Source organism: Pseudomonas sp. B6(2017) (assembly GCF_002112765.1).
In the GTDB taxonomy this organism is placed as follows: Bacteria; Pseudomonadota; Gammaproteobacteria; order Pseudomonadales; family Pseudomonadaceae; genus Aquipseudomonas; species Aquipseudomonas piscis.
This window is the reverse complement of sequence record NZ_NEIQ01000009.1, coordinates 98,375-125,319: the sequence shown is the minus strand read 5'-3', so window position 1 is coordinate 125,319 and position 26,945 is coordinate 98,375. Positions and strand designations below refer to the sequence as shown.

General features: G+C 64.3%; 17 protein-coding genes. 10 read left to right on the top strand and 7 right to left on the bottom strand.

Annotated features, from left to right (window positions below; translation table 11 throughout):
* The first annotated feature begins 310 nt into the window (after positions 1 to 310).
* Together rlmKL and CAG11_RS16840 are read left to right on the top strand one after the other, a co-directional pair.
* Entirely contained in the window at positions 311 to 2,572 is a 2,262-nt protein-coding gene (gene rlmKL / locus CAG11_RS16845; RefSeq protein WP_085597143.1) for a bifunctional 23S rRNA (guanine(2069)-N(7))-methyltransferase RlmK/23S rRNA (guanine(2445)-N(2))-methyltransferase RlmL, read from the top strand.
* 135 nt (positions 2,573 to 2,707) lie between these two features.
* Positions 2,708 to 5,107, top strand: coding sequence for a diguanylate cyclase (locus tag CAG11_RS16840; protein WP_085597142.1), 2,400 nt, complete (start codon positions 2,708 to 2,710; stop codon positions 5,105 to 5,107).
* 36 nt (positions 5,108 to 5,143) lie between these two features.
* Here the strand turns inward: CAG11_RS16840 and dacB are convergent, their stop codons facing one another.
* Positions 5,144 to 6,604 carry a D-alanyl-D-alanine carboxypeptidase/D-alanyl-D-alanine-endopeptidase gene (gene dacB, locus CAG11_RS16835; protein ID WP_085597141.1) on the bottom strand — a complete coding sequence of 487 codons (1,461 nt, stop codon included), beginning with the start codon at positions 6,602 to 6,604 and terminating at the stop codon, positions 5,144 to 5,146.
* 234 nt (positions 6,605 to 6,838) lie between these two features.
* Here dacB and CAG11_RS16830 point away from each other — a divergent pair, with 234 nt between their 5' ends.
* The gene (locus CAG11_RS16830; protein WP_022643287.1) at positions 6,839 to 7,183 is read left to right on the top strand and encodes a YggL family protein; all 345 of its coding nucleotides are present in this window, start codon (positions 6,839 to 6,841) and stop codon (positions 7,181 to 7,183) included.
* A gap of 148 nt (positions 7,184 to 7,331) precedes the next feature.
* Here the strand turns inward: CAG11_RS16830 and CAG11_RS16825 are convergent, their stop codons facing one another.
* Entirely contained in the window at positions 7,332 to 8,522 is a 1,191-nt protein-coding gene (locus CAG11_RS16825) for a benzoate/H(+) symporter BenE family transporter (RefSeq protein ID WP_085597140.1), read from the bottom strand.
* A 315-nt stretch (positions 8,523 to 8,837) separates the two neighbouring features.
* Between CAG11_RS16825 and CAG11_RS16820 the strand changes: the two genes are divergently transcribed.
* From CAG11_RS16820 to CAG11_RS16810, 3 genes are all read left to right on the top strand, one after another.
* Positions 8,838 to 9,602, top strand: a complete 765-nt coding sequence (locus tag CAG11_RS16820; protein ID WP_022643289.1) for a GntR family transcriptional regulator — start codon at positions 8,838 to 8,840, stop codon at positions 9,600 to 9,602.
* A 186-nt stretch (positions 9,603 to 9,788) separates the two neighbouring features.
* On the top strand, positions 9,789 to 10,763 hold the full coding sequence (locus tag CAG11_RS16815; RefSeq protein ID WP_085597139.1) for a LysR family transcriptional regulator: 975 nt from the start codon (positions 9,789 to 9,791) through the stop codon (positions 10,761 to 10,763).
* Positions 10,764 to 11,029: 266 nt separating this feature from the next.
* Complete coding sequence (locus CAG11_RS16810) at positions 11,030 to 11,863, top strand: nucleoside-binding protein (RefSeq protein WP_085597138.1); 834 nt, start codon at positions 11,030 to 11,032, stop codon at positions 11,861 to 11,863.
* Between the two features lie 74 nt (positions 11,864 to 11,937).
* Here CAG11_RS16810 and CAG11_RS16805 read toward each other — a convergent pair whose 3' ends face one another.
* From CAG11_RS16805 to xdhA, 5 genes are all read right to left on the bottom strand, one after another.
* Positions 11,938 to 12,405, bottom strand: a complete 468-nt coding sequence (locus tag CAG11_RS16805) for an SMI1/KNR4 family protein (protein WP_085597137.1) — start codon at positions 12,403 to 12,405, stop codon at positions 11,938 to 11,940.
* 231 nt (positions 12,406 to 12,636) lie between these two features.
* On the bottom strand, positions 12,637 to 13,941 hold the full coding sequence (guaD, locus tag CAG11_RS16800) for a guanine deaminase (protein WP_085597136.1): 1,305 nt from the start codon (positions 13,939 to 13,941) through the stop codon (positions 12,637 to 12,639).
* Between the two features lie 25 nt (positions 13,942 to 13,966).
* The gene (gene xdhC / locus CAG11_RS16795; RefSeq protein WP_085597135.1) at positions 13,967 to 14,809 is read right to left on the bottom strand and encodes a xanthine dehydrogenase accessory protein XdhC; all 843 of its coding nucleotides are present in this window, start codon (positions 14,807 to 14,809) and stop codon (positions 13,967 to 13,969) included.
* A 114-nt stretch (positions 14,810 to 14,923) separates the two neighbouring features.
* Complete coding sequence (gene xdhB, locus CAG11_RS16790; protein WP_085597134.1) at positions 14,924 to 17,323, bottom strand: xanthine dehydrogenase molybdopterin binding subunit; 2,400 nt, start codon at positions 17,321 to 17,323, stop codon at positions 14,924 to 14,926.
* Positions 17,316 to 18,770, bottom strand: a complete 1,455-nt coding sequence (gene xdhA, locus CAG11_RS16785; protein ID WP_085597133.1) for a xanthine dehydrogenase small subunit — start codon at positions 18,768 to 18,770, stop codon at positions 17,316 to 17,318. Before xdhA ends, xdhB begins: the two co-directional genes overlap by 8 nt.
* A 312-nt stretch (positions 18,771 to 19,082) precedes the next feature.
* On the opposite strand from xdhA, the gene CAG11_RS16780 reads away from it, so the two are divergent.
* From CAG11_RS16780 to ligA, 4 genes are all read left to right on the top strand, one after another.
* Entirely contained in the window at positions 19,083 to 19,742 is a 660-nt protein-coding gene (locus CAG11_RS16780) for a GntR family transcriptional regulator (protein ID WP_085597132.1), read from the top strand.
* A 2-nt stretch (positions 19,743 to 19,744) separates the two neighbouring features.
* The gene (gene smc, locus CAG11_RS16775) at positions 19,745 to 23,233 is read left to right on the top strand and encodes a chromosome segregation protein SMC (protein WP_085597131.1); all 3,489 of its coding nucleotides are present in this window, start codon (positions 19,745 to 19,747) and stop codon (positions 23,231 to 23,233) included.
* Positions 23,234 to 23,490: 257 nt separating this feature from the next.
* Positions 23,491 to 24,345, top strand: a complete 855-nt coding sequence (gene zipA, locus CAG11_RS16770; protein ID WP_085597130.1) for a cell division protein ZipA — start codon at positions 23,491 to 23,493, stop codon at positions 24,343 to 24,345.
* Between the two features lie 130 nt (positions 24,346 to 24,475).
* Positions 24,476 to 26,848: an NAD-dependent DNA ligase LigA gene (gene ligA, locus CAG11_RS16765; protein ID WP_085597129.1), complete on the top strand. Its 2,373-nt coding sequence runs from the start codon at positions 24,476 to 24,478 to the stop codon at positions 26,846 to 26,848.
* Positions 26,849 to 26,945 lie beyond the last annotated feature (97 nt).

The window sequence follows — 26,945 nt, the reverse complement described above, 5'->3', positions numbered from 1 at the left end:
ACGGTCTCCTTGGAGCAAAGCCTGCTGTGATCAGGCCTCTACTAGATGATGAGGTTAATGCTTTAGTGAGAATGTCGAACGGTTGCACTCAACTACTATTCGACGAAGGGTAGACTTATGTCATTTTGTTGCCCTGACTTTTCATCTGCCCCGGCCTCTAAGCTCTTTTGTCCTGCAAGAAAGCCTGCCCGCCGGGGTGGGACGGCACGTTGCGTGCCACACGAGCGCTCTTGAAGAAAAGCGCTTGATTAAAAACCGAGCGGGCGATGCGTTGCCCGTTCACTTATTTGCCTAAGGCCCTGGTATTTCCATGTCGGATCGTTACGAACTCTTCCTCACCTGTCCCAAAGGCCTAGAAGGCCTGCTGATCGAGGAAGCCACCGGGCTTGGCCTTGAACAAGCGCGCGAACACACCTCCGCCGTGCGCGGCATGGGCGACATGGAGACGGCTTACCGCCTGTGCCTGTGGTCGCGCCTGGCCAACCGGGTCTTGCTGGTCCTCAAGCGCTTCCCGATGAAGAACGCCGACGACCTGTACCAGGGCGTGCTGGATGTCGACTGGCAGGACCACATGCTGGCCGACGGTACCCTGGCGGTGGAGTTCAGCGGGCATGGCTCGGGCATCGACAACACCCATTTCGGCGCCTTGAAGGTCAAGGATGCCATCGTCGACAAGCTGCGGACCCCAGCCGGCGAGCGTCCCTCGGTGGACAAGCTCAATCCGGACCTGCGCATCCATCTGCGCCTGGATCGTGGCGAAGCCATCCTCTCCCTGGACCTCTCCGGCCACAGCCTGCACCAGCGCGGCTATCGCTTGCAGCAGGGCGCCGCGCCACTCAAGGAAAACCTCGCCGCGGCGGTGCTGATCCGCGCCGGCTGGCCGCGTATCGCGGCTGAAGGCGGGGCCCTGGCCGACCCGATGTGCGGTGTCGGGACCTTCCTGGTGGAGGCCGCGATGATCGCCGCCGACATCGCCCCCAACCTCAAGCGCGAGCGCTGGGGCTTCACCGCCTGGCAGGGACATGTGCCGGCGCTGTGGCGCAAGCTGCACGACGAGGCCCAGGCCCGTGCCCAGGCCGGGTTGGCCCGGCCGCCGCTGTGGATCCGTGGCTACGAAGCCGATCCGCGCCTGATCCAGCCGGGCCGCAACAACGTCGAGCGTGCCGGCTTGAGCGATTGGATCAAGATCTACCAGGGCGAGGTGGCGACCTTCGAGCCGCGCCCGGACCAGAACCAGAAGGGCCTGGTGATCAGCAACCCGCCCTACGGCGAGCGCCTGGGGGACGAAGCAAGCCTGCTGTACCTCTACCAGAATCTTGGCGAGCGCCTGCGCCAGGCCTGCCTGAACTGGGAGGCGGCGGTCTTCACCGGCGCCCCGGAGCTGGGCAAGCGCATGGGCATCCGCAGCCACAAGCAATACTCGTTCTGGAACGGTGCCCTGCCTTGCAAGTTGCTGTTGATCAAGGTTCAGCCGGACCAGTTCGTCACTGGCGAGCGCCGGACTCCCGAGCAACGCCAGCTGGAACGCGAGCAGGCCCAGGCCGCGCCTGAGCCGGTCGAGCGCCAGTACAACAAGAACGGCAACCCCATCAAGCCCGCTCCAGCCCCGGCCCCGGTGGTGGAGCAGGCGCGCTTGAGCGAAGGCGGGCAGATGTTCGCCAACCGCCTGCAGAAGAACCTCAAGCAACTGGGCAAGTGGGCCAAGCGCGAGGGTGTGGAGTGCTACCGGGTCTACGATGCCGACATGCCCGAATACTCCCTGGCCATCGACCTGTACCAGGATTGGGTGCATGTGCAGGAATACGCGGCGCCCAAGTCGGTGGATCCGGAGAAGGCCCAGGCGCGGCTGTTCGATGCCCTGGCGGCGATCCCCCAGGCACTCGACGTCGACAAGAGCCGTGTGCTGATCAAGCGCCGTGAGCGCCAGAGCGGCACCCGCCAGTACGAGCGCCAGGGGGCCCAGGGGCAGTTCACCGAGGTCCGCGAAGGCGGGGTCAAGCTGCTGGTGAACCTCACCGACTACCTGGATACCGGGCTGTTCCTGGACCACCGGCCGATGCGCATGCGCATCCAGAAGGAAGCGGCGGGCAAGCGTTTCCTCAACCTGTTCTGCTACACCGCTACCGCCAGCGTGCATGCGGCCAAGGGCGGGGCGCGCAGCACCACCAGCGTCGACCTGTCGAAAACCTACCTGGACTGGGCGCGGCGCAACTTCTTGCTCAATGGCTTCTCCGACAAGAACCGCCTGGAGCAGGGCGATGTGATGGCCTGGCTGGAAACCTGCCGCGACGAGTTCGACCTGATCTTCATCGACCCGCCGACCTTCTCCAACTCCAAGCGCATGGAAGGGGTGTTCGACGTACAGCGCGACCACGTGCAGTTGCTCGACCTGGCCCTGGCGCGCCTGGCTCCTGGCGGCGTGTTGTATTTCTCCAACAACTTCCGCAAGTTCCAGCTGGATGAGAATCTCGTTGCGCGCTACCAGGTCGAGGAGATCACCGCGAGCACCATCGACCCGGACTTCGCCCGTAACGGCAAGATCCACCGCGCCTGGAAAATCAGCGTCCGCTGAAGACCGGACAAGCCGCCGAGGCCTGAATTTCCAGGCTTCGGAATGGCTTGATACTGGTCAAATTAATGGCTAATGGCTATAACTCACAGCAAGTCCGAATGACACCCAAACTCGCTGGCGTGATGAGTTCTACTTATGCCGTTGCATGTGGTACGCCCGAAAATCCTGGGTTTCATCAGTGAAGAAGTTTCCGCCTGGCTGGTGGCCCTGTTGGTGCTGCTGGCCGGCGGCATCCTGACCGGCCTGCTGGCCTGGTCCACCTACAACCTCAACAAGCAGCAGTTGCGCCAGCGCTTCCAGTTGCTGGCCAGCGAGCGCTACAGCCGCATCGAGGAACGCTTCCAGGACCAGGAGCAACGCCTGGATGGCCTGCGGCGTTTCTTCGTCAATTCCGACCTGGTGAGTCGCCAGGATTTCGATGGTTATGCCAAGCCCTTGTTGCGTCGTACCCAGGCCTATGCCTGGGCGCCGCTGATCAGTCGTGCCCGGCGCCCGGCCTTCGAGCAGGAGGTGCGCGACCAGGGCGTGGCAGGGTTCTCTATCCTGCAGCTCAATGGCGCCGGGCAGATGGAGCCGGCCGGCGAGCGCGAGGACTATGCCCCGGTGTTGTACAGCCAGACCCAGAGCCCCATGGGTTCGCCCCTGGGCTACGACCTGCTGGCCCAGCCCCTGCGCCGGGCCACCCTGGAGCGGGCGCGGGAGCTGGATGGCATGGCGGTGTCGGCGCCAGTGCACCTGGTGGCGGTCGACCCGGCCTATGCCCGTGGCGTGGTGCTGGCGGCCCCGGTCCGGCGTGCTGTGCATGGCGGCCAACAGCAGTCGCGGCCTGACGGCTACGTATTGGCGGTGATCAGCCTGCGGCAGTTGGTGGCCGAAGGGTTGTCGGTGCCGGCCAGCGACAATCTCTCGGTGCGCATCCTCGACCTGTCCAGCGAAGGCCGGCACGAGGTGCTCTATGAATCGAACAACCCGCCGATCAACGGGTACCTGAATGCCAGCCGCCTGCTACGCCTGGCGGACCGCGATTACCAGGTGGAGATCCGGCCGGGAGCGGCCTTCCTGCATGCCAACCATTTTTCCCTGGCCAGCCTGGTGATCCTCGGCGGGCTCTTGAGCCTGTTGCTCAGCGCCTTGCTCTACGTGCTGGTCAGCCAGCGCCAGCGGGCCCTGACCCTGGTGGAGCAGCGCACCGCCGAACTGCGTAGTCGCGAGCACGAACTGCGCGGGACCCACAGCCAGCTGCGCAGCGTGCTCAACGCCGCGACCCAGGTGGCGATCATCGCCACCGACCTGCGCGGGATCATCACCACCTTCAACGCCGGGGCCGAGCAGATGCTTGGCTACAGCAGCAGCGAAGTGGTGGGGCTGTTGACCCTGGAGAGCCTGCATTTGCCCAAGGAGCTGGAGAGCTGGGCCCAGAGCCTCAGCCAGCGCTATGGCAAGCCGATCCCGATGTCCCAGGCGATGCTTGTGGAAGAGGGCATGGCGGGCGGCCACGAAGCCCGGGAGTGGACCCTGGTGCGCCGGGATGGCAGCCACCTGCCGGTGAACATGCTGGCGACCCCGGTACTCGACGACCAGGGTTTGTGGATCGGCCACCTGGCGATCTGCATCGACATCACCGAGCGCAAGCGCGTGCACGAGGCCCTGGCCGCCCGTGACCGCTTGCTCAAGCGGCTCAGCGCCCATGTTCCTGGCGGCATCTACCAGTTCAAGATCGACGCCGACGGGCACATGAGCTTCACCTATGCCAGTGATGGCATGCGGGAGATCTACGAGATCGATCCGCTGCTACTGCAAGAGGATGCCGCGCCGGTGTTCGAACGCATTCATCCCGAGGACCTGGAACGGATAAGCCAGTCGATCCAGGTGTCGGCGCAGCACCTGAGCCCTTGGCGCGAGGAATACCGGGTCTGCCTGCCGGAGCGAGGCCTGCGCTGGATGCGCGGCGCGGCCAGCCCGGAAAGCCTGCCTGGCGGCGGGGTGCTATGGCACGGCTATATCTCGGATATTTCCGATCTCAAGCGGGTCGAGGAAGAATTGCGCGCGCTGTCGGTCACCGACGCCCTGACCGGCATCCACAACCGACGCTATTTCCAGGAGCAGCTGCAACATGAGATGCAGCGCCTGGAGCGCAGCGGCGGGGAGATGGCGGTGATCATGCTGGACATCGACCACTTCAAGCGGATCAACGACCGCTACGGCCATGCCGTGGGCGACCAGGTGCTGCGCGGCGTGTGCCAGCGCATCAGCCGGCGCTTGCGCCGCACCGATGTGTTCTGCCGCCTGGGGGGCGAGGAATTCATGCTCCTGTGCCCGGACACCAATGGCCAGCAGGCGCAGGTTTTGGCCCAGGAGCTGTGGCAGGGCTTGCGCAGTGCGCCGATCGAGCCGGTGGGCAGGGTCACCGCCAGCTTCGGCATTGCCAGCTGGCGGGTAGGCGAGGGAGCGGATGGCTTGTTGCTGCGGGCCGACTCCGGCGTCTATGCCGCCAAGCAGGCCGGGCGCGACCGGGTACAGCCGGAGCAGGCGTGAACGGCAGCGGCGGATGCGCCGCCGCTGCAACAGGGCCTAGCGCGTCGCTGCGCTACCGGCCAGTTTGGGCTGGCGATAGAGGTCCAGCAGGACCTGGTCCAGCACCGAGGAAGCGCCGAAGGGCTGCGGATCGTTGAGGATCGCCACCACGGCCCAGGTGTTGCCATTGTCATCGCGGCTGTAGCCGGCAATGGCCCGAACGGTGTTCAAGGTGCCGGTCTTGATGTGCGCCTCGCCGCTCATGGCCGTGCGTTTCAGGCGCTTGCGCATGGTCCCGTCCATCCCGGCGATAGGCATCGAGCTGATGAACTCGGCAGCGTAGGGGCTTTTCCAGGCCGCTTGCAGCAGGCCGGCCATCTCCCGGGCGCTGACCCGCTCGGCCCGGGACAGGCCGGAACCGTTCTCCATCACCAGGTGCGGCGAGGTGATGCCTTTTCTCGCCAGCCACTGGCGCACCACTCGCTGCGCGGCCTTGGCGTCGTCGCCGTCGGCTTCGTTGCGGTACTTGGCCCCCAGGCTCAGGAACAGCTGCTGGGCCATGGTGTTGTTACTGTACTTGTTGATGTCGCGGATGATCTCCGCCAGGTCCGGGGAGAAGGCCCGGGCCAGGACCTTGGCGTCCTTGGGCACCACGGCCAGGCGATCCTTGCCCTGGATGCTGCCGCCCAGTTCGCTCCAGATCGCCCGTACCGCACCGGCGGTGTAGGTGGCATGGTCCAGCAGCGACAGGTAGGTCTGCGAGCTGCAGCCATCGCCCAACTGGCCGCCGACGGTAACGATCACGCTGCCATCGGCCTGGGTCACCGGGTTGTAGCGCACATCGCCCGTGCATTGCTTGCCGCTGAGGGCCTTGACCTGGTTGTCGATGCGGATCTTGGCGATCGGCGGTTCCACCGATACCAGCACCCGGCCGGAGTCGTTGCGGGCGACGAAGCGCAGGGCCTTGAGGTTGACCATCAGGGCATCGGGCTTGACCAGGAATGGCTTGTTCTCGTCCTTGCCGTCGTCATCGAATTCCGGCAGTTGCGGCTGGACGAAATAGTTGCGATCCAGCACCAGGTCGCCGGTGATCTGCTGCACGCCGTTGGCCCGCAGGTCGCGCATCAGCAGCCAGAGCTTCTCCATGTTCAGCTTGGGGTCGCCGCCGCCCTTGAGGTACAGGTTGCCGTTGAGGATGCCGCCGCTGAGGGTACCGTCGGTGTAGAACTCGGTCTTCCACTGGTGGGTCGGGCCGAGCATTTCCAGGGCCGCGTAGGTGGTCACCAGCTTCATGGTGGAGGCCGGGTTGACCGATACGTCGGCGTTGAAGATGGTCGGGGTGCCAGGGCCATCGAGAGGCAGCATCACCAGGGACAGGGCGTTGTCCGGGACCTTGGCGGCCTTGAGGGCTTGCTGGACCTTGGGAGTCAGGGTGGTGTTGATCGGGGCGGCGTAAGCCTGGAAAGCCAGGGGCAAGACGACACTGGCGAGCAGTAGTGGACGCAACGATTTGATCATATGGAATGGAACCCTGCAGTCGAGGGGAAAAAAGGCGAGGGGTACAAATGAAAATCCCTCAGTGGTCATGAAAGTGTCGGCATTATGCCCCAAGGTATAGCGGCTTGTGCCGTGCCACGGCCCGCGGTGGCGGTATTTTTTTTGCCAATGACCGACCGGCGTTCTCATAGAGTCAGGCAATCGCCTGGCTAAACTGGTAAAGTGCCGCCCGTTATTACTTATGAGGATTGTTCCATGGCCACTAACCGTTCCCGCCGTCTGCGCAAAAAGCTCTGCGTAGATGAATTCCAGGAGCTGGGTTTTGAGCTGAACCTGGATTTCAAAGAAGATCTGTCCGACGAAGCCATCGACGCTTTCCTCGACGCATTCCTCAAAGAAGCGATGGAAGCCAACGGCCTGGGCTATGTGGGCGGTGACGACTTCGGCCTGGTTTGCCTGAGCAAGCGCGGTTCCGTCAGCGAAGAGCAACGTGCCACCGTTGAAGCCTGGCTCAAGGCACGCACCGAGCTGACCAACGTTGAAGTCAGCCCGCTGCTGGACGTGTGGTACCCGGACAACGCGATCAACCCGACCGCGTGATGTCATGCACGGACGACCCGGCCGGGTCGTCCGTGCGTTGTTGCCCGAGGGCAACCTTTCCTTTTTCCCTATCGATCGTTGCTCCGGCTTCGGGCTTGTCCCGGGTTTTGTCGTGGGCGTCATTTGGCGCCCACGCCGGTTCCGGGTCTCAGGCGTTGCGCCAGTTGAGGATCAGCAGGGTCAGCACCCCGGCGACGATGCCCCAGAATGCCGAGCCCACCGAGAACAGCGTCAGCCCGGATGCGGTCACCATGAAGGTGATCAGCGCCGCTTCGCGCTCCTTGCTTTCGCTCATGGCGATGGTCAGGCCGTTGATGATGGAGCCGAACAGCGCCAGGGCGGCGATGGACAACACCAGCTCCTTGGGCAGAGCGGCGAACAGCGCGGCCAGGGTGGCGCCGAAGGTCCCGGCGATGCCGTAGAAGATCCCGCACCAGACCGCTGCGGTGTAGCGCTTGGCGTGGTCTTCATGGGCATGGGGGCCGGTGCAGATCGCCGCGCTGATGGCCGCAAGGTTGATGCCGTGGGAGCCGAAGGGCGCCATCAGCAACGAACCCAGGCCGGTGGCGGTGATCAGCGGCGAGGCTGGCACGTTGTAGCCATCGGCTCGCAGCACGGCGACCCCGGGCATGTTCTGCGAGGTCATGGCCACCACGAACAGCGGGATGCCGATGCTGATGGTGGCCGCCAGGGAGAAGTGCGGGGTGGTCCAGACCGGGGTTGCCACTTCCAGCTTGAAGCCGCTGAAATCCAGCAGCCCCATCATTCCAGAGAGCGCCGTGCCGATCAGCAGGGCCGCCAGCACCGCATAGCGCGGCGACAGGCGCTTGACCACCAGGTAGGTGAAGAACATGCCCAGCACCAGGGCGGTGCGATGCTGGGCGGCAACGAAGATCTCGCTGCCGATCTTGAACAGGATCCCGGCCAGCAGGGCCGCCGCCAGGGACGCCGGGATCTTTTTCACCAGGCGTTCGAAGCTGCCGGTGAGGCCGCAGATGATGACCAGCACCGCGCAGGTGATGTAGGCGCCGATGGCTTCGCCGTAGGTCACGCCCCCCAGGCTGGTGATCAGCAGGGCGGCGCCCGGGGTCGACCAGGCGATGGTGATGGGGGTGCGGTAGCGCAGGGACAGGCCGATGCTGCATATCGCCATGCCGATGGACAGGGCCCAGATCCACGAGGAGATCTGGCCGTTGCTCAGGCCGGCGGCTTGTCCGGCCTGGAACATCAGCACCAGGGAGCTGGTGTAGCCGGTCATCATGGCGATGAAGCCGGCGACTATGGCTGAAGGCGAAGTGTCGGCCAGGGGGCGCAGTTGCGCGGGATTGGCATCGGACATCATGGGGTTCCTTGTTCTTGAAAGACGCGATGGACCGCTCTTGTTCCTGATGCGAGCCGCGAGGGAGGGCACTGCGATGCCTAAGGTCCAAGGGCCCAAGCCTAAACGTAAACCGTGCTTGCCGTTGCTATACAGCCGCGCCTGCAAACAGCCGTACAGTCCGGGTGCGCCAACGGGGGCAAGCACACTTTTTACTGTTGCGTCCCAAGGGTTGTGTACAATGTGCACCTGTTTTAACGCGATACTTGCCAGCGCCCCATCGTGGCGTATTAAAGTCACGCTGACACCGCTGCAGTCCTCTCGACCCGAGTGCCCATGAACGAACAGTTGCAACCTCTGAAGAAACAACCGCGAGCAGGCAAGGCCGGACGCAGCGGAACCCAGGACGATATCGTCTACGCGCATATCTTCGAGGCCATTCTCGAACAGCGCCTGGCGCCCGGTACCAAATTGAGCGAAGAGGCGCTGGGAGAGATTTTCGGGGTCAGCCGTACCATCATCCGTCGCGCGCTCTCGCGCCTGGCCCACGAAGGCGTGGTGCTGCTGCGTCCCAACCGTGGGGCAGTGGTGGCCAGCCCGAGCGTCGAGGAAGCGCGCCAGGTGTTCCTCGCCCGGCGCCTGGTGGAGCGGGCCATCACCGAGCTGGCAGTGCAGCACGCCACCACCGAGCAGTTGCTGGAGCTGCGGCAGATGGTCAACGAGGAGCGCGACAGCTTCTCCCGTGGCGATCGTGGTGCCGGCATCCGTCTTTCCGGGGAATTCCACCTGAAGCTGGCGGAGGCGGCGAAAAATGCCCCGCTGATCAGCTTCCAGCGCAGCCTGGTATCCCAGACCTCGCTGATCATCGCCCAGTATGAAAGTGGCAACCGCTCCCATTGTTCCTACGACGAGCACACCCAGCTGATCGATGCCATCGAGGCGCGTGATGCCGAGCTGGCGGTGAACCTGATGATGCACCACATGGACCACATCGACAGCAAGCTCAATCTCGACGAGGAAAGTGCCTCGGACGACCTGCACGCGGTGTTCTCGCACCTGCTGCAGACGAAAAAACCGGGCCGCTCCAGCGCCAAGCTGTAGGACCTCGTCCCGCACGACCGATCCCCCGTTCCATGTTCCATGGGGCGGGGGATTGTTGTTTGGCGCCCCGGGCGCTGGGCAACTGCTGGATTGTTGTGGTTTTCTTGTTTGATTGTATACAGTTCTGTCTTCCACGCTCTCGGCCAGCCCGCGGCGGCCTTTCATCGTGCCCAAGGAGTCCAAGGCATGAGCGGCAGAACCCTGCGTATTCATTCTTGCGCGATCCATTATTTCGACATGGTCCGCCGTTGCCGCTCGATCCGCGAGGCTGCCCGGCGCTTGAATGTCGCCTCCTCGGCGGTGAACCGGCAGATCCTCAAGATCGAGGATGAAATCGGTACCTCGCTATTCGAGCGCCTGCCCGGCGGCCTGCGCCTGACCCTGGCCGGCGAGGCGTTGAGTCGGCATGTCAGCCTGGTACTGCAGGACCTGGAGCGAGTGCGCCTGGAGTTCGATGCGCTGCGCGGGCTCCAGAGCGGGCACGTGGAGATCGCCACGGTGGAGGGCGCCACCGTCGACCTGTTGCCGGCGGTACTCAAGCGCATGCGCGACCTCTATCCCCAGGTGACCATCGGTGTGACGGTCCAGGGCTCGCAGGCGATTCCCCAGGCGCTGACCAGCAATCGAGCGGACCTGGGGCTGGCGTTCGCCTTGCCCAGGGCGGCCGAGATCCGCCAATTGAGCGTCGGGCATTTTCGCCTGGGAGCGCTGGTCAGCCCCGGGCATCCCCTGGCCGATCGGGGAAGCGTGAATTTCGCCACCTGTGCCGAGCATGGCCTGATCCTGGCCAAGAGCGAGTTGTCGATCCATCACCTGCTGATGCCCCTGCACAAGCGCCTCGGCCTGCTGGACAAACCACCCCTGCAGAGCAACTCCATGGAGCTGGCGCGGCAGATGGTCCGCCACGGCCTGGGTGTGGCCTTCCAGACCCGGATCGGAGTCGAGGCGGACCTGGCCCACGGCGCGCTGGTGCACATCCCCCTGAGCGACCAGGGCGGCATCTACAGCGACCTGGGGCTCTATGCCCGAAGCGGTCGCGACCTGCCTGGCGCCGTGGAGGCACTGGCGCACCTGCTGGATGAAGAGATCGGTATTCGCCAGCGCGCCGAATGCACTGGCCGCCAGCCAGTGCTTAATGTCGATCAGCTGAGGAAATCGTAGGAGCGAGGCTTCCCCGCGATGGACTGCAGAGCGCCGCGTTTATCCAGTCAGCAAGCGCTAACGCTGACAGCCATCGCGAGCAATCGAGCGTCGACCGGCTGCTCCTGCAGGGGATCACCTCGCTTAACTGACCGGCATCAGGCCAGCGCTGCCGTTTTGGCAGCACGCCGGGCGATATTCTGTGCTTTGGCCCCTGCGGCGCTTGTGTCGATACTGCGCCGGTCGGCAGCCAGCGAAGCTGCCATCAGCCACAGGACATAATAAAAATGAAAAAGGCACTACAAGGCGCGACCCTGCTGATGACCTTGATCGGAGCGGGGCAAGCGACCGCCCTGGAATGGATGAGCAACAGCGTGGGCTTTCGCTATGGCAAGGAATTCACCAATCCCAACAACCCGCACTACATCAGCAAGCGTGTCTATAGCTTCACCCACGCCAGCGGCTATCAGTACGGCAGCAACTACCTGCACCTGGATGTGCTGCTCTCCGACAACGATGACCCGCGCAAGGGCACCAACAAGGGCAGCAGCGAAGTGTACGGCGTCTATCGTCACCAGCTCTTCGCCTCGCGGGTGCTGGATACGCCCCTGGGCACAGGCCTGGTCAAGGACTACGCGCTGACCCTGGGTTTCGACGCCAGCCGCAACAACAACCTGGGTTCGGCGAAGAAACGCGCCCTGGTGTTCGGCCCGACCCTGAAGTTCAACACCGTCGGCGTGCTCGACCTGAGCCTGCTGTACTACAAGGAAAACAACCATTCCGGCATCCCCGGGGCCAAGGACCCGGACCATACCTTCGACGATACCTACCTGCTCAACCTGGCCTGGATGCGGCCATTCGAGATGGGCAGCCATGCGGCCAAGTTCCAGGGCTTCGTCAACTACATCGGGGAGAAGGGCCATGACTACAACGACCGTGACACGGCCCCGGAAACCCTGATGCGCACCTCGTTGATGTTCGCCGTGCTGCCGGGCAAGAACGTCAAGCCCAACCTCTACCTCGGGGTCGGCTACGAGTACTGGCACAACAAGTTCGGCGTGGATGGCGGCCGTGGTACCCGCACCTCGGCGCCAACCCTGAACCTGGAAGTGACCTTCTAGTCCGAGCACCCGTACCGGAGCCGGGCCCTCCCCAGGGCCCGGCCGCCATTGCCGATCAAAATCTCAACGCCGTTTCACTCGTCCTCATCCGGATCGGGCTTGAGGCCGGCCAGCAACGCCTCGAAGCTGGGGGCGAGAATCTCCGGCTCGCTACCGTCGTCGTGTCGCCACAGGCGCACCTCGGGGCCTTGGCTCGGGTCGATGATGAGCTGGTCGCCGCTGCCGTCCCCGGCGATGGCGATCACCTTCCTGCCCAGTTCCTCGCAAGGCCATTCGGAGGCCACGGCGATGCTGTAGCTGTCGTCCGGATCGCTTTCCAGGGCCAGGTAGTGGAAGGCCTCGATGGCGAAGGCGGTCTCGTCGTTCTCGAAGAAGTTCAGCGTGGGCGCGCCGCCATTGATCGTGCGCAGGAACTGCAGGTAGTCCGCGGGCAGGGCGACGCCCTGCCTGGCCTGGAATTCGGCGATCTCATCCAGGCTCGGGATGGGCCGTTCGATGACGCAGTTCTGGTAGTAGATGCCGAGTTCAGCTAGCTCTCTCATGTGCTTTCTTCCGGTTCGGGGGCTGCCTGCGGCGACGCCCCTTGTTGCTCCATGGGGCCCGGGGCAGAGCAGCAGGGCCCGGGCGAAGCGGCAGATGATACGCAGTGCGAGCCCATCCGCGTGAGCTCTTTGCCGATGGTTTGGCGCGAGCTTGCGCAGCAGGTTGCGACTCCATGAAAAATCCCCTGGTCGAGCGGTGTCGAGCGGGGGATCCTTGGCGCCGGGGACCGATCAGCGCTGGTGCACTTGCTGGCCGGCGGCGTAGGTCTGCAGCACGGTGCGGTCGTCGCCCAGGGTCATCAGCACGAACAGGGTCTCGGCGATGCTCTTGGCCTGTTGCAGGCGGTACTCCAGCAGCGGCGTGGCCTTGTAGTCCAGGACCAGGAAGTCGGCGTCGGTGCCGGGGTGCAGGGTGCCGATCCGTTCTTCCAGGCGCAGGGCCCGGGCGCCGCCGAGGGTGGCCAGGTACAGGGATTTGAACGGGCTCAGGCGCGCGCCCTGCAACTGCATCACCTTGTAGGCCTCATTGAGGGTGTTGAGTAGCGAGAAGCTGGTGCCGGCGCCGATATCGGTGCCCAGACCGACATTGAGCTTGTGCTTCTCGGCCATCGGCAGGTTGAACAGGCCGCTGCCGAGGAAGAAGTTCGAGGTCGGGCAGAAGGCCACCGCCGAACCGGTCTGCGCCAGGCGCGCGCATTCGTCGTCGCACAGGTGCACGCCATGGGCGAACACCGAGCGTTCGCCCAGCAACTGGTAATGGTCGTAGACGTCCAGGTAGCCCTTGCGCTCGGGGAACAGCTCCTTGACCCACTCGATTTCCTGCAGGTTCTCGCTGATGTGGGTCTGCATGTAGAGATCGGGATATTCCTTGAGCAACTGGCCGGCCAGGGTCAACTGCTGCGGGGTGCTGGTGGGGGCGAAGCGCGGGGTCACTGCGTAGTGCAGGCGACCTTTGCCATGCCAGCGCTCGATCAATGCCTTGCTGTCCTGGTAGCCGGACTCTGCGGTGTCGACCAGGTAGTCCGGGGCGTTGCGGTCCATCATCACCTTGCCGGCGATCATGCGCAGGTCGAGCTTCTGCGCGGCGCTGAAGAAAGCATCCACCGACTGCGGGTGCACGCTGCCGAACACCAGGGCGGTGGTGGTGCCGTTGCGCAGCAGCTCCTTGATGAACACGTCGGCCACTTCGTCGGCGTGGGCCCGGTCGGCGAACTGGCTTTCGCAGGGGAAGGTGTAGGTATTGAGCCAGTCCAGCAGTTGTTCGCCATAGGCGCCGACCATGCCGGTCTGCGGCAGGTGGATATGGGTGTCGATGAAGCCCGGGGTAATCAGCGCGTCCGGGTAATGGTTCACCGGTACCTCGGCGGGCAGGCTCGCGAGCAGTTCGCTGGCATGGCCAAGGGCGCTGATCCGGCCGTTTTCCACCACCAGCAGGCCGTCCTCGAAGTACTCGTAGGAGGCTTCGATTCCGACCTGCGCCGGGTCGGCGATGCTGTGCAGGATGGCGGCACGGTAGGCTTTGCGAGTCTGGGACATGGTCATTCTCAAGTGTGTGGCTGTTTCAGTTCGAGGCCTGACTGCGGCGCGAGACCGGCAGCAGCTGGGCAATGGGTTCGGCGGTGACGCTGGGCTGGCCGAAATGGGCGTTGTAGGTGGCGATGATTTCACCGGCGATGGAGATGGCGATTTCCACGGGCAGCTTGCCCTTGACCTCGCCCAGCCCCATGGGGCACCGCATGCGTTGCACGGTAGCGGCGTCGAAGCCGCGATCGCGCAGGCGATGTTCGAACTTCACCCGCTTGGTCCTGGAGCCGATCAGGCCGAAATAGGTGAAATCGTTGCGCTTGAGCAGGGCGGCGGTCAACTCCAGGTCCAGCTGGTGATTATGGGTCATGACGATGCAATAGCTGCCTGGGGGCAGGTCATCGATCTCGTCCACCGGCTCCTCGCTGACGATCTTGCGCACCCCTTGGGGAATCTGTTCGGGGAATTCCTGCTCCCGCGAGTCGATCCAGCGCACCCGGCAGGGCAGCGCGGCGAGCAAGGGTACCAGGGCGCGGCCGACATGGCCGGCACCGAACACGGCAATTTGCGCCTGCACCTGGCCCATGGGCTCGAACAGCAGCACCGTGGCCCCACCGCAGCATTGGCCGAGGCTGGCGCCGAGGCTGAAGCGCTCCAAATGCGTGCCCTGCTGGCCGCTGGCGAGCATCTGCCGGGCGATCTGCATGGCCTTGTATTCCAGGTGGCCGCCGCCGATGGTGTCGAAGGCCCGGCTGGCGCTGACCACCATCTTCGAACCGGCGTTGCGCGGGGTCGAGCCCAGCTCTTCGATGATGGTTACCAGCACGCAGGGTTCTCCCTGGTTCTGCAGGTCGGCGAGGGCGCTGATCCAGTCGTACATGTTCACCTCGACATCGCTGTTGTCTGTTCGGGCCTCATCGCGGGCAAGCCTGGCTCTTCCAGGGAAATGCCATCCCGGCAGGAGCCAGGCTGCCCGCGACAGGTGTGCCTGGGTCTAGAGCGGAGCCAGCTCGGATTCGCTCTCTACGGCTTTCGCCACCTGCAGCTGGCGCATCTGTTCACAGCCCCAGAGCACCCGTTCCGGGGTCGCCGGGGCGTCGATCCGTGGCTGGTGCCGGTAGTCGCCGAGGCTGGCTACGGCGTCCTTGATGGCGCACCAGGCGGCGATGCCGAGCATGAACGGCGGTTCGCCCACCGCCTTGGAGTGGAACACCGTGTCTTCCGGGTTCTTGCGGTTTTCCACCAGCTTGACTCGCAGGTCCGCCGGCATGTCGGCCACTGCCGGAATCTTGTAGCTGGCCGGGCCGCAGGTCTCAAGCTTGCCCTTGGCGTTCCAGACCAATTCCTCGGTGGTCAGCCAGCCCATGCCCTGGATGAAGCCGCCTTCCACCTGGCAGATGTCGATGGCCGGGTTCAGCGAGGCGCCGACGTCATGCAGGATATCGGTGCGCAGCATCTTGTATTCGCCGGTCAGGGTATCGACGAGCACCTCGGCGCAGGCCGCGCCGAAGGCGAAGTAGTAGAACGGCCGGCCGCGGGCCTGGGCGCGGTCGTAGTAGATCTTCGGCGTCTTGTAGAAGCCGGTGCTGGACAGCGATACCTGGGCGAAATACGCCTGCTGGATCAGTTCCTCGAAGGTCAGGATCAGCTCGCGAACCCGCACGTGGCCGTTGTGGAACTCCACATCTTCCTCGCTGACCTGGTACTTGCGCGCGGCGAACTCCACCAGCCGGTCCTTGATGGTCTGCGCCGCGTTCTGCGCCGCCTTGCCGTTGAGATCGGCGCCGCTGGAGGCCGCGGTCGGCGAGGTATTGGGCACCTTGTCGGTATTGGTGGCAGTGATCTGCACCCGGCCGATATCGACCTGGAACACCTCGGCCACCACCTGGGCCACCTTGGTGTTCAGGCCCTGGCCCATCTCGGTGCCGCCATGGTTGAGGTGGATGCTGCCGTCGGTGTAGACGTGGACCAGCGCGCCGGCCTGGTTGAGGAAGCTGGCGGTGAACGAGATGCCGAATTTCACCGGGGTCAGGGCCAGGCCTTTCTTCAGCACCGGGCTGTTGGCGTTGTACAGCCGGATGGCTTCGCGGCGCTCGGCATACTGGCTGCTGGCTTCCAGTTCGGCGGTCATTTCCTCGAGCATGTTGTGCTCGACGGTCTGGTAGTAGTGGGTGACGTTGCGCTCGGTCTTGCCGTAGTAGTTGGCCTTGCGCACGGCCAGCGGGTCCAGGTGCAGGTGACGGGCGATGGCATCCATCACTTCCTCGATGGCGACCATGCCCTGGGGGCCGCCGAAACCGCGATAGGCGGTGTTGGAGGCAGTGTTGGTCTTGCAGCGGTGGCCGTTGACCGTGGCGTCGCCCAGGTAGTACGAGTTGTCGGCGTGGAACATCGCCCGGTCGACGATGGACGCCGACAGGTCCGGCGAGCAGCCGCAGTTGCCCGCCAGCTCCAGCTGGATGCCGTGCAGCCGGCCGCTGTCGTCGAAGCCCACGTCGTATTCGATGTAGAACGGGTGGCGCTTGCCGGTCATCAGCATGTCCTCGACCCGGGGCAGGCGCATCTTGGTCGGCTGGCCGGTGAGGCGCGCGATCACCGCGCACAGGCAGGCGGGGCTGGCAGCCTGGGTTTCCTTGCCGCCGAAGCCGCCACCCATGCGGCGCATGTCCACCACGATCTTGTTCATCGAGACATCCAGCACCTCGGCCACCAGCTTCTGCACTTCAGTGGGGTTCTGGGTCGAGCAGTAGACGATCATGCCGCCGTCTTCGGTGGGCATCACCGAGGAGATCTGGGTCTCCAGGTAGAAGTGCTCCTGGCCGCCGATGTGCAGGGCGCCCTGGATGCGGTGCCTGGCGCTGGCCAGGGCGCTGGCCGAGTCGCCGCGCTGGTGGGTGTGGCTGTCGAGCACGAAGTGGCGCTTGCGCAGGGCCTCGACCACGTCCAGCACGGGTTCCAGGTCCTCGTACTCGATGATCGCGGCCATGGCGGCCTGGCGAGCGGTATCCAGGTCGCGGGCGGCCACCGCCAGCACCGGCTGGCCGACGTATTGCACGGTGTCGATGGCCAGTAACGGGTCGCCGGGCAGCAGCGGGCCGATGTCCTTGAGGCCGGGAATGTCCTGGTGGGTGATGACGATGCGCACCCCTTCGAAGGCATGGCAGGGGGTGGTGTCGATGCTGATGACCCGGGCGTGGGCACGGTCCGAGAGCCGGGCATAGACGTGCAGCTGGTTGGGGAATTCCAGGCGGTCGTCGATGTACACCGCTTCGCCGGACACGTGTTTTTCGGCGCTGTCATGCTTGACGCTGCGACCGACGCCGGTGGTCAGGTCCTGGCGAAACAGGGCCGAGAGTTCGTCCTGGGTCTTTTCGACCTTGTGCTGGTTAGACATGAGCGGTCACCCGAGTCTCGATGTGCGGTGTGTGCAGTTCGATGAAGTACTTGCGCAGCAGGTTCTGCGCGCTCAGCAGGCGGTATTCCTTGCTCGCGCGAAAATCCGAGAGCGGCGTGAAGTCCTGGACCAGGGCCGCGCAGGCCTGCTCGATGCTCGCCTGGGTCCAGTCGGCGCCGGTCAGGATCGCCTCGCAGTGCCTGGCGCGCTTGGGGGTTGCGGCCATGCCGCCGAAGGCGATGCGCGCTTCCTCGATCACGCCGTCGACTATCCGCAGGTTGAAGGCCGCGCAGACCGCGGAGATATCGTCGTCCAGGCGCTTGGACACCTTGTAGGCGCGGAACTGCCGCTCGGCGCTGGCGCGGGGCACGATGATCTTCTCGATGAACTCGCTGTCCTGGCGGGCGGTGACGCGGTAGTCGATGAAGTAATCCTCCAGGGCCAGGGTCCGGCGCACCTGGCCCTTGCACAGCACGATCTGCGCGCCCAGGGCGATCAGCAGCGGCGGCGAGTCGCCGATGGGCGAGGCGTTGCCGATGTTGCCGCCCAGGGTGCCCTGGTTGCGGATCTGCAGCGAGGCGAAGCGTTGCAGCAGTTCGCCGAAGTCCGGGTACTCGCCGCGCAGGGCGTCGTAGCAATCGGTGAGGGCGGTGGCTGCGCCGATCTCCAGGCGGTCCTCGAAGTGTTCGATGCGCTTGAGCTCGGCGATATTGCCGACGTAGATCATCACCGGCAGGGTGCGGTGGAACTGCGTCACCTCCAGTGCCAGGTCGGTGCCGCCGGCCAGCAGGCGGGCCTGGGGATAGGCGTCGTAGAGATCGGCCAGGTCGGCGACGGTCAGGGGCACCAGGCAGCGCTTGTCGCCGCTGTTGAGCTCGGCGGTGTCTTGCGGGGCGATGGCCTTGAGGCGGGCGATGGTCTCGGCCTGGCGGGCATCGAACTGGTCGCCGCGCTCATCAGCGCAGGCCTGTTCGGCGGCGGCGAGGATCGGCCGGTAGCCGGTGCAGCGGCACAGATTGCCGGCCAGTGCTTCGTGGGCCTTGTGGCTGTCGGGCTGGCTGCTGTTCTTCTGCAGGGCGAACAGCGACATGACGAAGCCCGGCGTGCAGAAGCCGCACTGTGAACCATGGCAGTCGACCATGGCCTGCTGCACGCTGTGCAACTGGCCCTGGTGCTTGAGGCCCTCGATGCTGATCAGCTGCTTGCCGTGCAGGGAGGACACGAAGGTCAGGCACGAGTTGAGGCTGCGGTAGCGGATCGATTCGCCGCCCCGGGCATCGACTTGCAGCTCGCCGACCACCACGGTGCAGGCCCCGCAGTCACCGCTGGCACAGCCTTCCTTGGTGCCAGGCTTGCCCAGGTGTTCGCGCAGGTAGTCGAGCACGGTCAGGTTCGGGTCCAGGGTGTGCTCGCTGCGGAGCTCCTGGTTGAGTAGAAACTGGATCACGGAAGGCCTCGCAAACTCATTATTGTTGTTAAGCGACGTGGGCCGAATTTAGTCATGTCTGACTTTTCGGTCAATGATTTTCTGACTTCAGGGTCAGGAAATTTATTCGCCCAACAATTCAAGTATGACCAAGATCCTCGTGGCCGCTGGCGCGGGGCCGGGCGTCAGTCGACAACCATCGGTGCAGACCCGACCAATAGCCGTCTATCTGCGGGTTTCATGGCAAATTCCGCTGCCGTGGCACTCCGCGCCGAGGTATCAATTGCGCTACACTTCGCCGCTTGTGCCGATTAAAGATTCTGAAGGAAAACCATGACGTTCAAGGCGCCGGACAGTCTCGCCGAGCAAATCGCTCACCACCTCGCCGAACGTATCATTCGCGGGGATCTCAAGCCTGGGGAGCGCATCCAGGAGCAGAAGGTCACCCTGGCTCTCAATGTCAGCCGCGGCTCGGTCCGCGAGGCCTTGCTGATCCTGGAGCGTCGCCACCTGATCGCCATCCTGCCGCGCCGTGGCGCCCACGTGACCGAGCTCACCGAGCACAAGGTCCGCAGCCTCTGCACCCTGATGAGCGAGATGTACATCCTGCTCGGCAATTCCGTAGCCAGCGGCTGGCAGCAGCAAAGCGACATGGCGCCGTTCCTGCAGATCCAGCAACGCCTGGAAAGTGCCTACCAGAGCCAGGACATCCGCGCCTTCGTCGAAGACAGCTTCAGCGTGATGCGCGCCGCCTATCCCTTCGCCAACAACCCGTACCTGCAGGAGACCGTCGAGAACCTGCACCCGGCCATGAGCCGCGCCTATTACCTGGCGCTGGACCAGCGCAAGGCGTCCATGAGCGAGTACCTTCAGTTGTTCGAGCAATTGCTGGCTGCCGTGCTGGCCCGTGACCTGGCGCAGATCCGCCGGGTACTGACCGCCTACGGCCAGCGCAGCAGCGACCTGGTGGTGTCTGCCCTGGCGGATGCATAAACGTGCGACTCAAGTGCATCAAGCTGGCGGGGTTCAAGTCCTTCGTCGATCCGACCACGGTCAACTTCCCCAGTAACATGGCGGCGGTGGTCGGGCCCAATGGCTGCGGCAAGTCGAACATCATCGACGCCGTACGCTGGGTGATGGGCGAAAGCTCGGCGAAGAACCTGCGCGGCGAATCGATGACCGACGTCATCTTCAACGGTTCCACCAGCCGCAAGCCGGTGAGCCAGGCGAGCATCGAACTGGTATTCGACAACTCCGATGGCACCCTGGTGGGCGAGTATGCCGCCTATGCCGAGATCTCGATCCGGCGCAAGGTGACCCGCGATAGCCAGAACAGCTATTTCCTCAACGGTGCCAAATGCCGTCGCCGGGATATCACCGACATCTTCCTGGGCACCGGCCTCGGGCCGCGCAGCTACTCGATCATCGAGCAGGGCATGATCTCCAAGCTGATCGAGGCCAAGCCCGAGGACCTGCGCAATTTCATCGAGGAAGCCGCTGGCATTTCCAAGTACAAGGAGCGCCGGCGCGAGACGGAAAACCGCATCCGTCGCACCCATGAGAACCTGGCGCGCCTGACCGACTTGCGCGAGGAGCTGGAGCGCCAGCTCGAGCGCCTGCATCGCCAGGCCCAGGCCGCTGAGAAATACCAGGAATACAAGGCCGAGGAGCGTCAGCTCAAGGCGCAACTGTCGGCCTTGCGCTGGCAGGCGCTGAACGAGCAGGTGGGGCAGCGCGAGTCGGTGATCGGCAGCCAGGAGGTCAGCTTCGAAGCCCTGGTGGCCGAGCAGCGCAACGCCGATGCCGCCATTGAGCGCCTGCGCGACGGCCATCATGAGCTGTCCGAGCGCTTCAACCAGGTGCAGGGGCGTTTCTACTCGGTAGGTGGCGACATCGCCCGGGTCGAGCAGAGCATCCAGCACGGCCAGCAGCGCCTGCGCCAGCTACAGGACGATCTGAAGGAAGCCGAGCGCGCGCGCTTGGAGACCGAATCGCACCTGGGCCACGACCGCACCTTGCTGGCGACCCTGGGCGAAGAGTTGGCGATGCTCGAGCCCGAACAGGAGCTCACCAGCGCCGCTGCCGAGGAAGCCGCGGCGGCCCTGGAGGAGTCCGAGGCCACCATGCATGGCTGGCAGGAGCAGTGGGACGCCTTCAACCTCAGTTCCGCCGAGCCAAGGCGCCAGGCGGAAGTGCAGCAGTCACGCATCCAGCAGTTGGAGGCCAGCCTGGAGCGCCTGGCCGAGCGCCAGCGACGCTTGGGCGAAGAGCGTGAGCAACTGACCGCCGATCCGGAAGACGCGGCCATGCTCGAGCTCAATGAACAACTGGCCGCCAGCGAGGCCACCCTGGAGGACTTGCAAGCCAGCGAGGAGTCCCAGGTCGAGCGCCTGGAACAACTGCGCCAGCAGTTGCAGCAGGCGACCCAGGCCCAGCAGCAAGCCCAGGGCGAGTTGCAGCGGCTCAACGGTCGCCTGGCGTCCCTGGAGGCCCTGCAGCAAGCGGCCCTGGACCCGGACACCGGCACCGCCCAATGGCTGCGTGAGCAGCAACTGGCCGAGCGCCCACGCCTGGCCGATGACCTGCAGGTGGAGGCCGGCTGGGAGCTGGCGGTGGAAACCGTGTTGGGTGCCGACCTGCAGGCAGTGCTGGTGGAGGATTTCACCGGTATCGACCTGGGTGGGTTCGAGCAGGGCGACCTGCGCTTGTTGAGCCTGCCGGGAGAGGCTTCGTCCTTGCCCGGCAGTTTGCTGGACAAGGTGCAGTCCCAGGTCGACCTGGCGCCCTGGTTGGGCCAGGTCAAGCCGGTGGACAGCCTCGAGCAGGCCTTGGCCTTGCGTGGCCAGTTGGCGGCGGGGCAGAGCCTGATCAGCCGCGACGGTTATTGGGTCGGCCGGCATTTCCTGCGGGTGCGCCGCGCCGGCGACGCGCAGAGTGGGGTGTTGGCCCGGGGCCAGGAAATCCAGCAACTGATACTCGAGCGCGATGAGCGTGAAGCCAGTGTCGAGGACCTGGAAAGCCAGTTGCTCAACCTGCGGGCCCAGCAGCGCCAGCAGGAAAACGGGCGTGAGCATCTGCGCCGGCTATTGCAGGACGAGGCTCGCCAGCAGGGTGAGTTGAAAGCCCTGTTGTCCGCTGGCAAAGCCAAGGCCGAGCAGTTGCATCTGCGCCGCAGCCGCCTCGACGAGGAACTGGTGGAGCTGGCTGAGCAGCGAGAACTGGAGCATGAGCAGATCGGCGAGGCGCGCCTGCAGCTGCAGGATGCGCTGGATGGCATGGCCTTGGACACCGAGCAGCGCGAGTCGCTGCTGGCCCAGCGCGACAGCTTGCGCGAGCGTCTCGACCGGGTGCGCCAGGAGGCCCGCCAGCACAAGGACCACGCCCATCAGTTGGCGGTGCGCATGGGCTCGCTCAAGGCCCAGCACGACTCCACGCGCCAGGCCCTGGAGCGCCTGGAGATGCAGTCCGAGCGCCTGACCGAGAAGCGCGAACAGTTGAGCCTCAACCTGGAGGAGGGCGAGGCGCCCCTGGAAGAATTGCGCCTCAAGCTCGAAGAGTTGCTGGAGCGGCGCATGAGCGTGGATGTCGAGCTCAAGGCCGCGCAGATCGCCATGGAAGACGCCGACCGTGAATTGCGTGAAGCCGAGAAGCGTCGCAGCCAGGCCGAGCAGCAGTCGCAGTTGATTCGCGGGCAGCTCGAGCAACAACGGATGGAGTGGCAGGCGCTGAGCGTGCGGCGCAAGGCGCTGCAGGAGCAGTTGCTGGCCGATGGTTATGACCTGGAGGGGGTACTGGCGACCCTGGCGGCGGATGCCAGCGAGCCGGCCGCGGAAGAGGAACTGGAGCGGATTGCGGCGCGGATCCAGCGCCTGGGGGCGATCAACCTCGCGGCGATCGACGAATACCGCCAGCAGTCCGAGCGCAAGCGCTACCTGGATGCCCAGGATGCCGACCTGGTACAGGCCCTGGAAACCCTGGAAAACGTGATCCGCAAGATCGACAAGGAAACCCGGAATCGTTTCAAGGATACTTTCGAACAGATCAATGGTGGCCTACAGGCATTGTTTCCAAAAGTTTTCGGTGGCGGCAGCGCTTATTTGGAACTGACGGGCGAAGATCTACTCGATACAGGGGTGACGATCATGGCGCGCCCTCCGGGGAAGAAGAACAGCACCATTCATTTGCTCTCCGGTGGAGAAAAGGCACTGACCGCGCTGGCCCTGGTATTCGCCATCTTCAAGTTGAATCCGGCACCTTTCTGCATGCTCGACGAAGTTGACGCACCGCTGGATGACGCTAACGTTGGACGCTATGCAAAGCTGGTCAAGGAGATGTCGCAAACGGTGCAGTTCATCTATATCACCCACAATAAGATCGCCATGGAAATGGCCGATCAATTGATGGGCGTGACGATGCACGAGCCCGGTTGTTCGCGCCTGGTGGCCGTGGACGTCGAAGAGGCCATGGCGATGGTGGACGCTTGAACCAGCGGGGTTGAGGGGGCTGTCGGGGGCAGCGCAGGAGGTTTTTCGCCATTGTCGGGCCAGCCAGGCGACATATTGGCCATAAGCGTTGCGACAGACGGTGTAAAGTTGCCTTTGGTCGTGCTAGTTTAATGTCAATTTTTTCTACGCGTGAGCAAAAGGCCATTCAGAACATAGAGTTGGCGCCACGTTTTAAAGCGGTTTGCAGATTGTAAGCCCCTTATTTTTCAGCATTTTTCATAGAGGCACGGGATTACATGGAAATCGGTCTGCGCGAGTGGCTGATCGTCATCGGCATTATTGTCATCGCCGGTATTCTTTTTGATGGCTGGCGGCGTATGCGCGGCGGCAAGGGCAAGTTGAAGTTCCGTCTTGATCGAAGTCTTTCCAACTTGCCGGATGAGGAAGGCAATGCCGAACTGCTGGGTCCGTCCCGGGTGCTGGACAACCACAAGGAGCCGCAACTGGATGAGCATGACTTGCCTTCGGTGAGCATGCCGGCCCGCGAGCCTCGGGAAAGTTCTTCGTCCAAGCGCGGCAAGCGTGGTAGCGAGCCGCAGCAGGGCGACCTCAACTTGGACCTGGATCTGGACAACGGTCCGAGCTTCAGCAGTCGTGACGATGATTTCCCGGCCGATGAAGGCAAGGCTGCCAGCTTCGGCGACAAGGAGCAGCCCCAGGCCGAGGAAGTGCTGGTGATCAGCGTGATCTGCCGTGATGCGGCGGGCTTCAAGGGGCCGGCGCTGTTGCAGAACATCCTCGAGAGCGGCCTGCGTTTTGGCGAGATGGACATCTTCCACCGCCACGAAAGCATGGCTGGCAACGGCGAGGTGCTGTTCTCCATGGCCAACGCGGTCAAGCCCGGGGTGTTCGACCTGGACGATATCGACCACTTCAGCACCCCGGCCGTGAGCTTCTTCCTGGGCCTGCCGGGCCCACGTCATCCGAAACAGGCTTTCGACGTGATGGTGGCCGCGGCGCGCAAGTTGTCCCAGGAACTCAATGGCGAGCTCAAGGATGACCAGCGCAGCGTCCTGACCGCCCAGACCATCGAACACTACCGCCAGCGCATCGTCGAGTTCGAGCGCCGTGCCCTGACCCAGAAGCGGTGACCCTCTGATCGCTGGCCAGCGATTTCGCCGAAGCGGGATCTATCCTGTAGGAGTCGACTGGCCAGCCAAGCCTGAACACCATCTTCGATCGAGCAGCCTAGGCTGCTCTTTTGCTTTATGAGAGAACCCCATGACCGCCGCCGAAACCCGCATTCTTGAGCTGCGTGCCGAGCTGGACCTGCACAACTATCGCTACCACGTGCTCGACGAGCCCAGTATCCCTGACGCCGAGTACGACCGCCTGTTCCGCGAGCTCAAGGCCCTGGAGGCCGAGCATCCGGAGCTGGTGACCAGCGACTCGCCGACCCAGCGGGTCGGCAGCGCCGCGCTCTCGGCCTTCACCCAGGTCCGCCATGAGATCCCCATGCTCAGCCTGGGCAACGCCTTCGAAGAAGTCGACATGCGCGAGTTCGATCGCCGGGTCAATGAGGGCCTGGACCTGCCGAGCGGCGACCTGTTCGGTGGTGGCGCGGCGGTGGAGTACAGCTGCGAGCCCAAGCTCGACGGCCTGGCGGTCAGCCTGCTGTACCAGGACGGCCTGCTGGTGCGTGGCGCCACTCGTGGCGACGGCACCACCGGCGAGGACATCAGCGTCAACGTGCGTACCGTGCGCAACATTCCGCTGAAGCTGCAGGGCAGTGGTTGGCCGGCGACCCTGGAAGTGCGCGGTGAAGTGTTCATGTCCAAGGCCGGCTTCGAGCGCTTGAACGCCGCGCAACTGGAGGCGGGCGGCAAGACCTTCGCCAACCCGCGCAACGCCGCGGCGGGCAGCCTGCGCCAGCTGGATTCGAAGATCACCGCCAGTCGGCCCCTGGAGTTCTGCTGCTACGGCCTGGGCCAGGTCACGGCGGACATCGCCGATACCCATATCGGCAACCTCGAGCAGCTCAAGCAGTGGGGCATGCCCATCAGTCGCGAGCTGCGCCTGGCCAAGGGGATCGACGAGTGCCTGGACTACTACCGCGAGATCGGCGACCGGCGTAACGCGCTGCCCTACGAAATCGACGGCGTGGTGTTCAAGGTCAACAGCATCGCTTCCCAGCGCGAGCTGGGCTTCCGGGCCCGGGAGCCGCGCTGGGCCATCGCCCACAAGTTTCCGGCCATGGAAGAGCTCACCGAGCTGCTGGATGTGGAGTTCCAGGTCGGTCGTACCGGCGCGGTAACGCCGGTGGCGCGCTTGAAACCGGTCAAGGTGGCGGGGGTGACCGTATCCAACGCCACCTTGCACAACATGGACGAAGTGGCGCGCCTGGGGCTGATGATCGGCGACACGGTGATCATCCGCCGTGCTGGCGACGTGATCCCGCAGGTGGTGCAAGTGGTCACCGAGCGGCGCCCGGAGGATGCCCGGGCGGTGCAGATTCCCGAAAGCTGCCCGGTCTGCGGTTCCCATGTCGAGCGCACGCAACTGGTCAAGCGCAGCAAGGGCCGCGAAACCGTCAGCGAAGGTGCGGTCTATCGCTGCGTGGGCCGCCTGGCCTGCGGTGCGCAGCTCAAGCAGGCGATCATCCACTTCGTCTCCCGGCGTGCCATGGATATCGAAGGCCTGGGGGACAAGACCATCGAGCAACTGGTGGACGAGCAGCTCATCGCCTCGCCGGCCGATCTCTACAAGCTCAAGTACGAGCAGATCATCGACCTGGAAGGCTTTGCCGAGGTCTCCAGCAACAAGCTGCTCAAGGCCATCGAAGACAGCAAGCGCCCGTCACTGGCGCGTTTCGTCTATGCCCTGGGCATCCCCGATGTCGGCGAAGAGACCGCCAAGGTCCTGGCGCGTTCCCTGGGCACCCTGGAGCGGGTACGCCTGGCGTTGCCGCAGGTGTTGACCTACTTGCCGGATGTCGGCCTGGAAGTCGCCCATGAAATCCACAGTTTCTTCGAGGACAGCCATAACCAGCAGGTGATCGGCGCCTTGCTGGCGGCGGACCAGTGCGCCCTGGTGCTGCAGGACCAGGGGGAGCTGGGGGCGGAATTCGCCGCCAGCACCACCCTGGGCGGCATGCTCGACAAGTTGAACATTCCTTCAGTGGGGCCGGGCGCGGCACAGAAGCTGGCGGACAAGTTCGGTTCCTTGCAAGGGGTGATCGACGCCGATTGGCTGGACATGCGCCAGGCCTTGCCGGAGAAGCAGGCCAAGGCGGTCCGTGAGTTCTTCGACAATCCGGCCAATGCCCAGTTGGCCCAGGCCATCGAGCAACAGTTGCGTGACTTCGGCATGCACTGGCAGAGCGAGAAGAAGGCGGTCGAAGGCTTGCCCCTGGCCGGCCAGACCTGGGTGCTGACCGGTTCCCTGGAGTTGATGAGCCGCGATGTGGCCAAGGACAAGCTGGAAAGCCTGGGAGCCAAGGTGGCTGGTTCGGTTTCGGCCAAGACCCATTGCGTGGTGGCAGGTCCCGGGGCCGGTTCCAAATTGGCCAAGGCCAACGAACTGGGCCTGAAGGTGCTGGACGAGGAGGCATTCGTCGCCTTCCTCGGTGAGCACGGCATTTCCGCTTCGGCCTGAAGCGTGGGCCGGCCGGCGCGAGCCAGCGCCCGCCGGCCCTGCTTGGTGACACTCCAAGTGCTTGAAGCTCTTCGAGTTTTTTATTCTGCAATGAGCG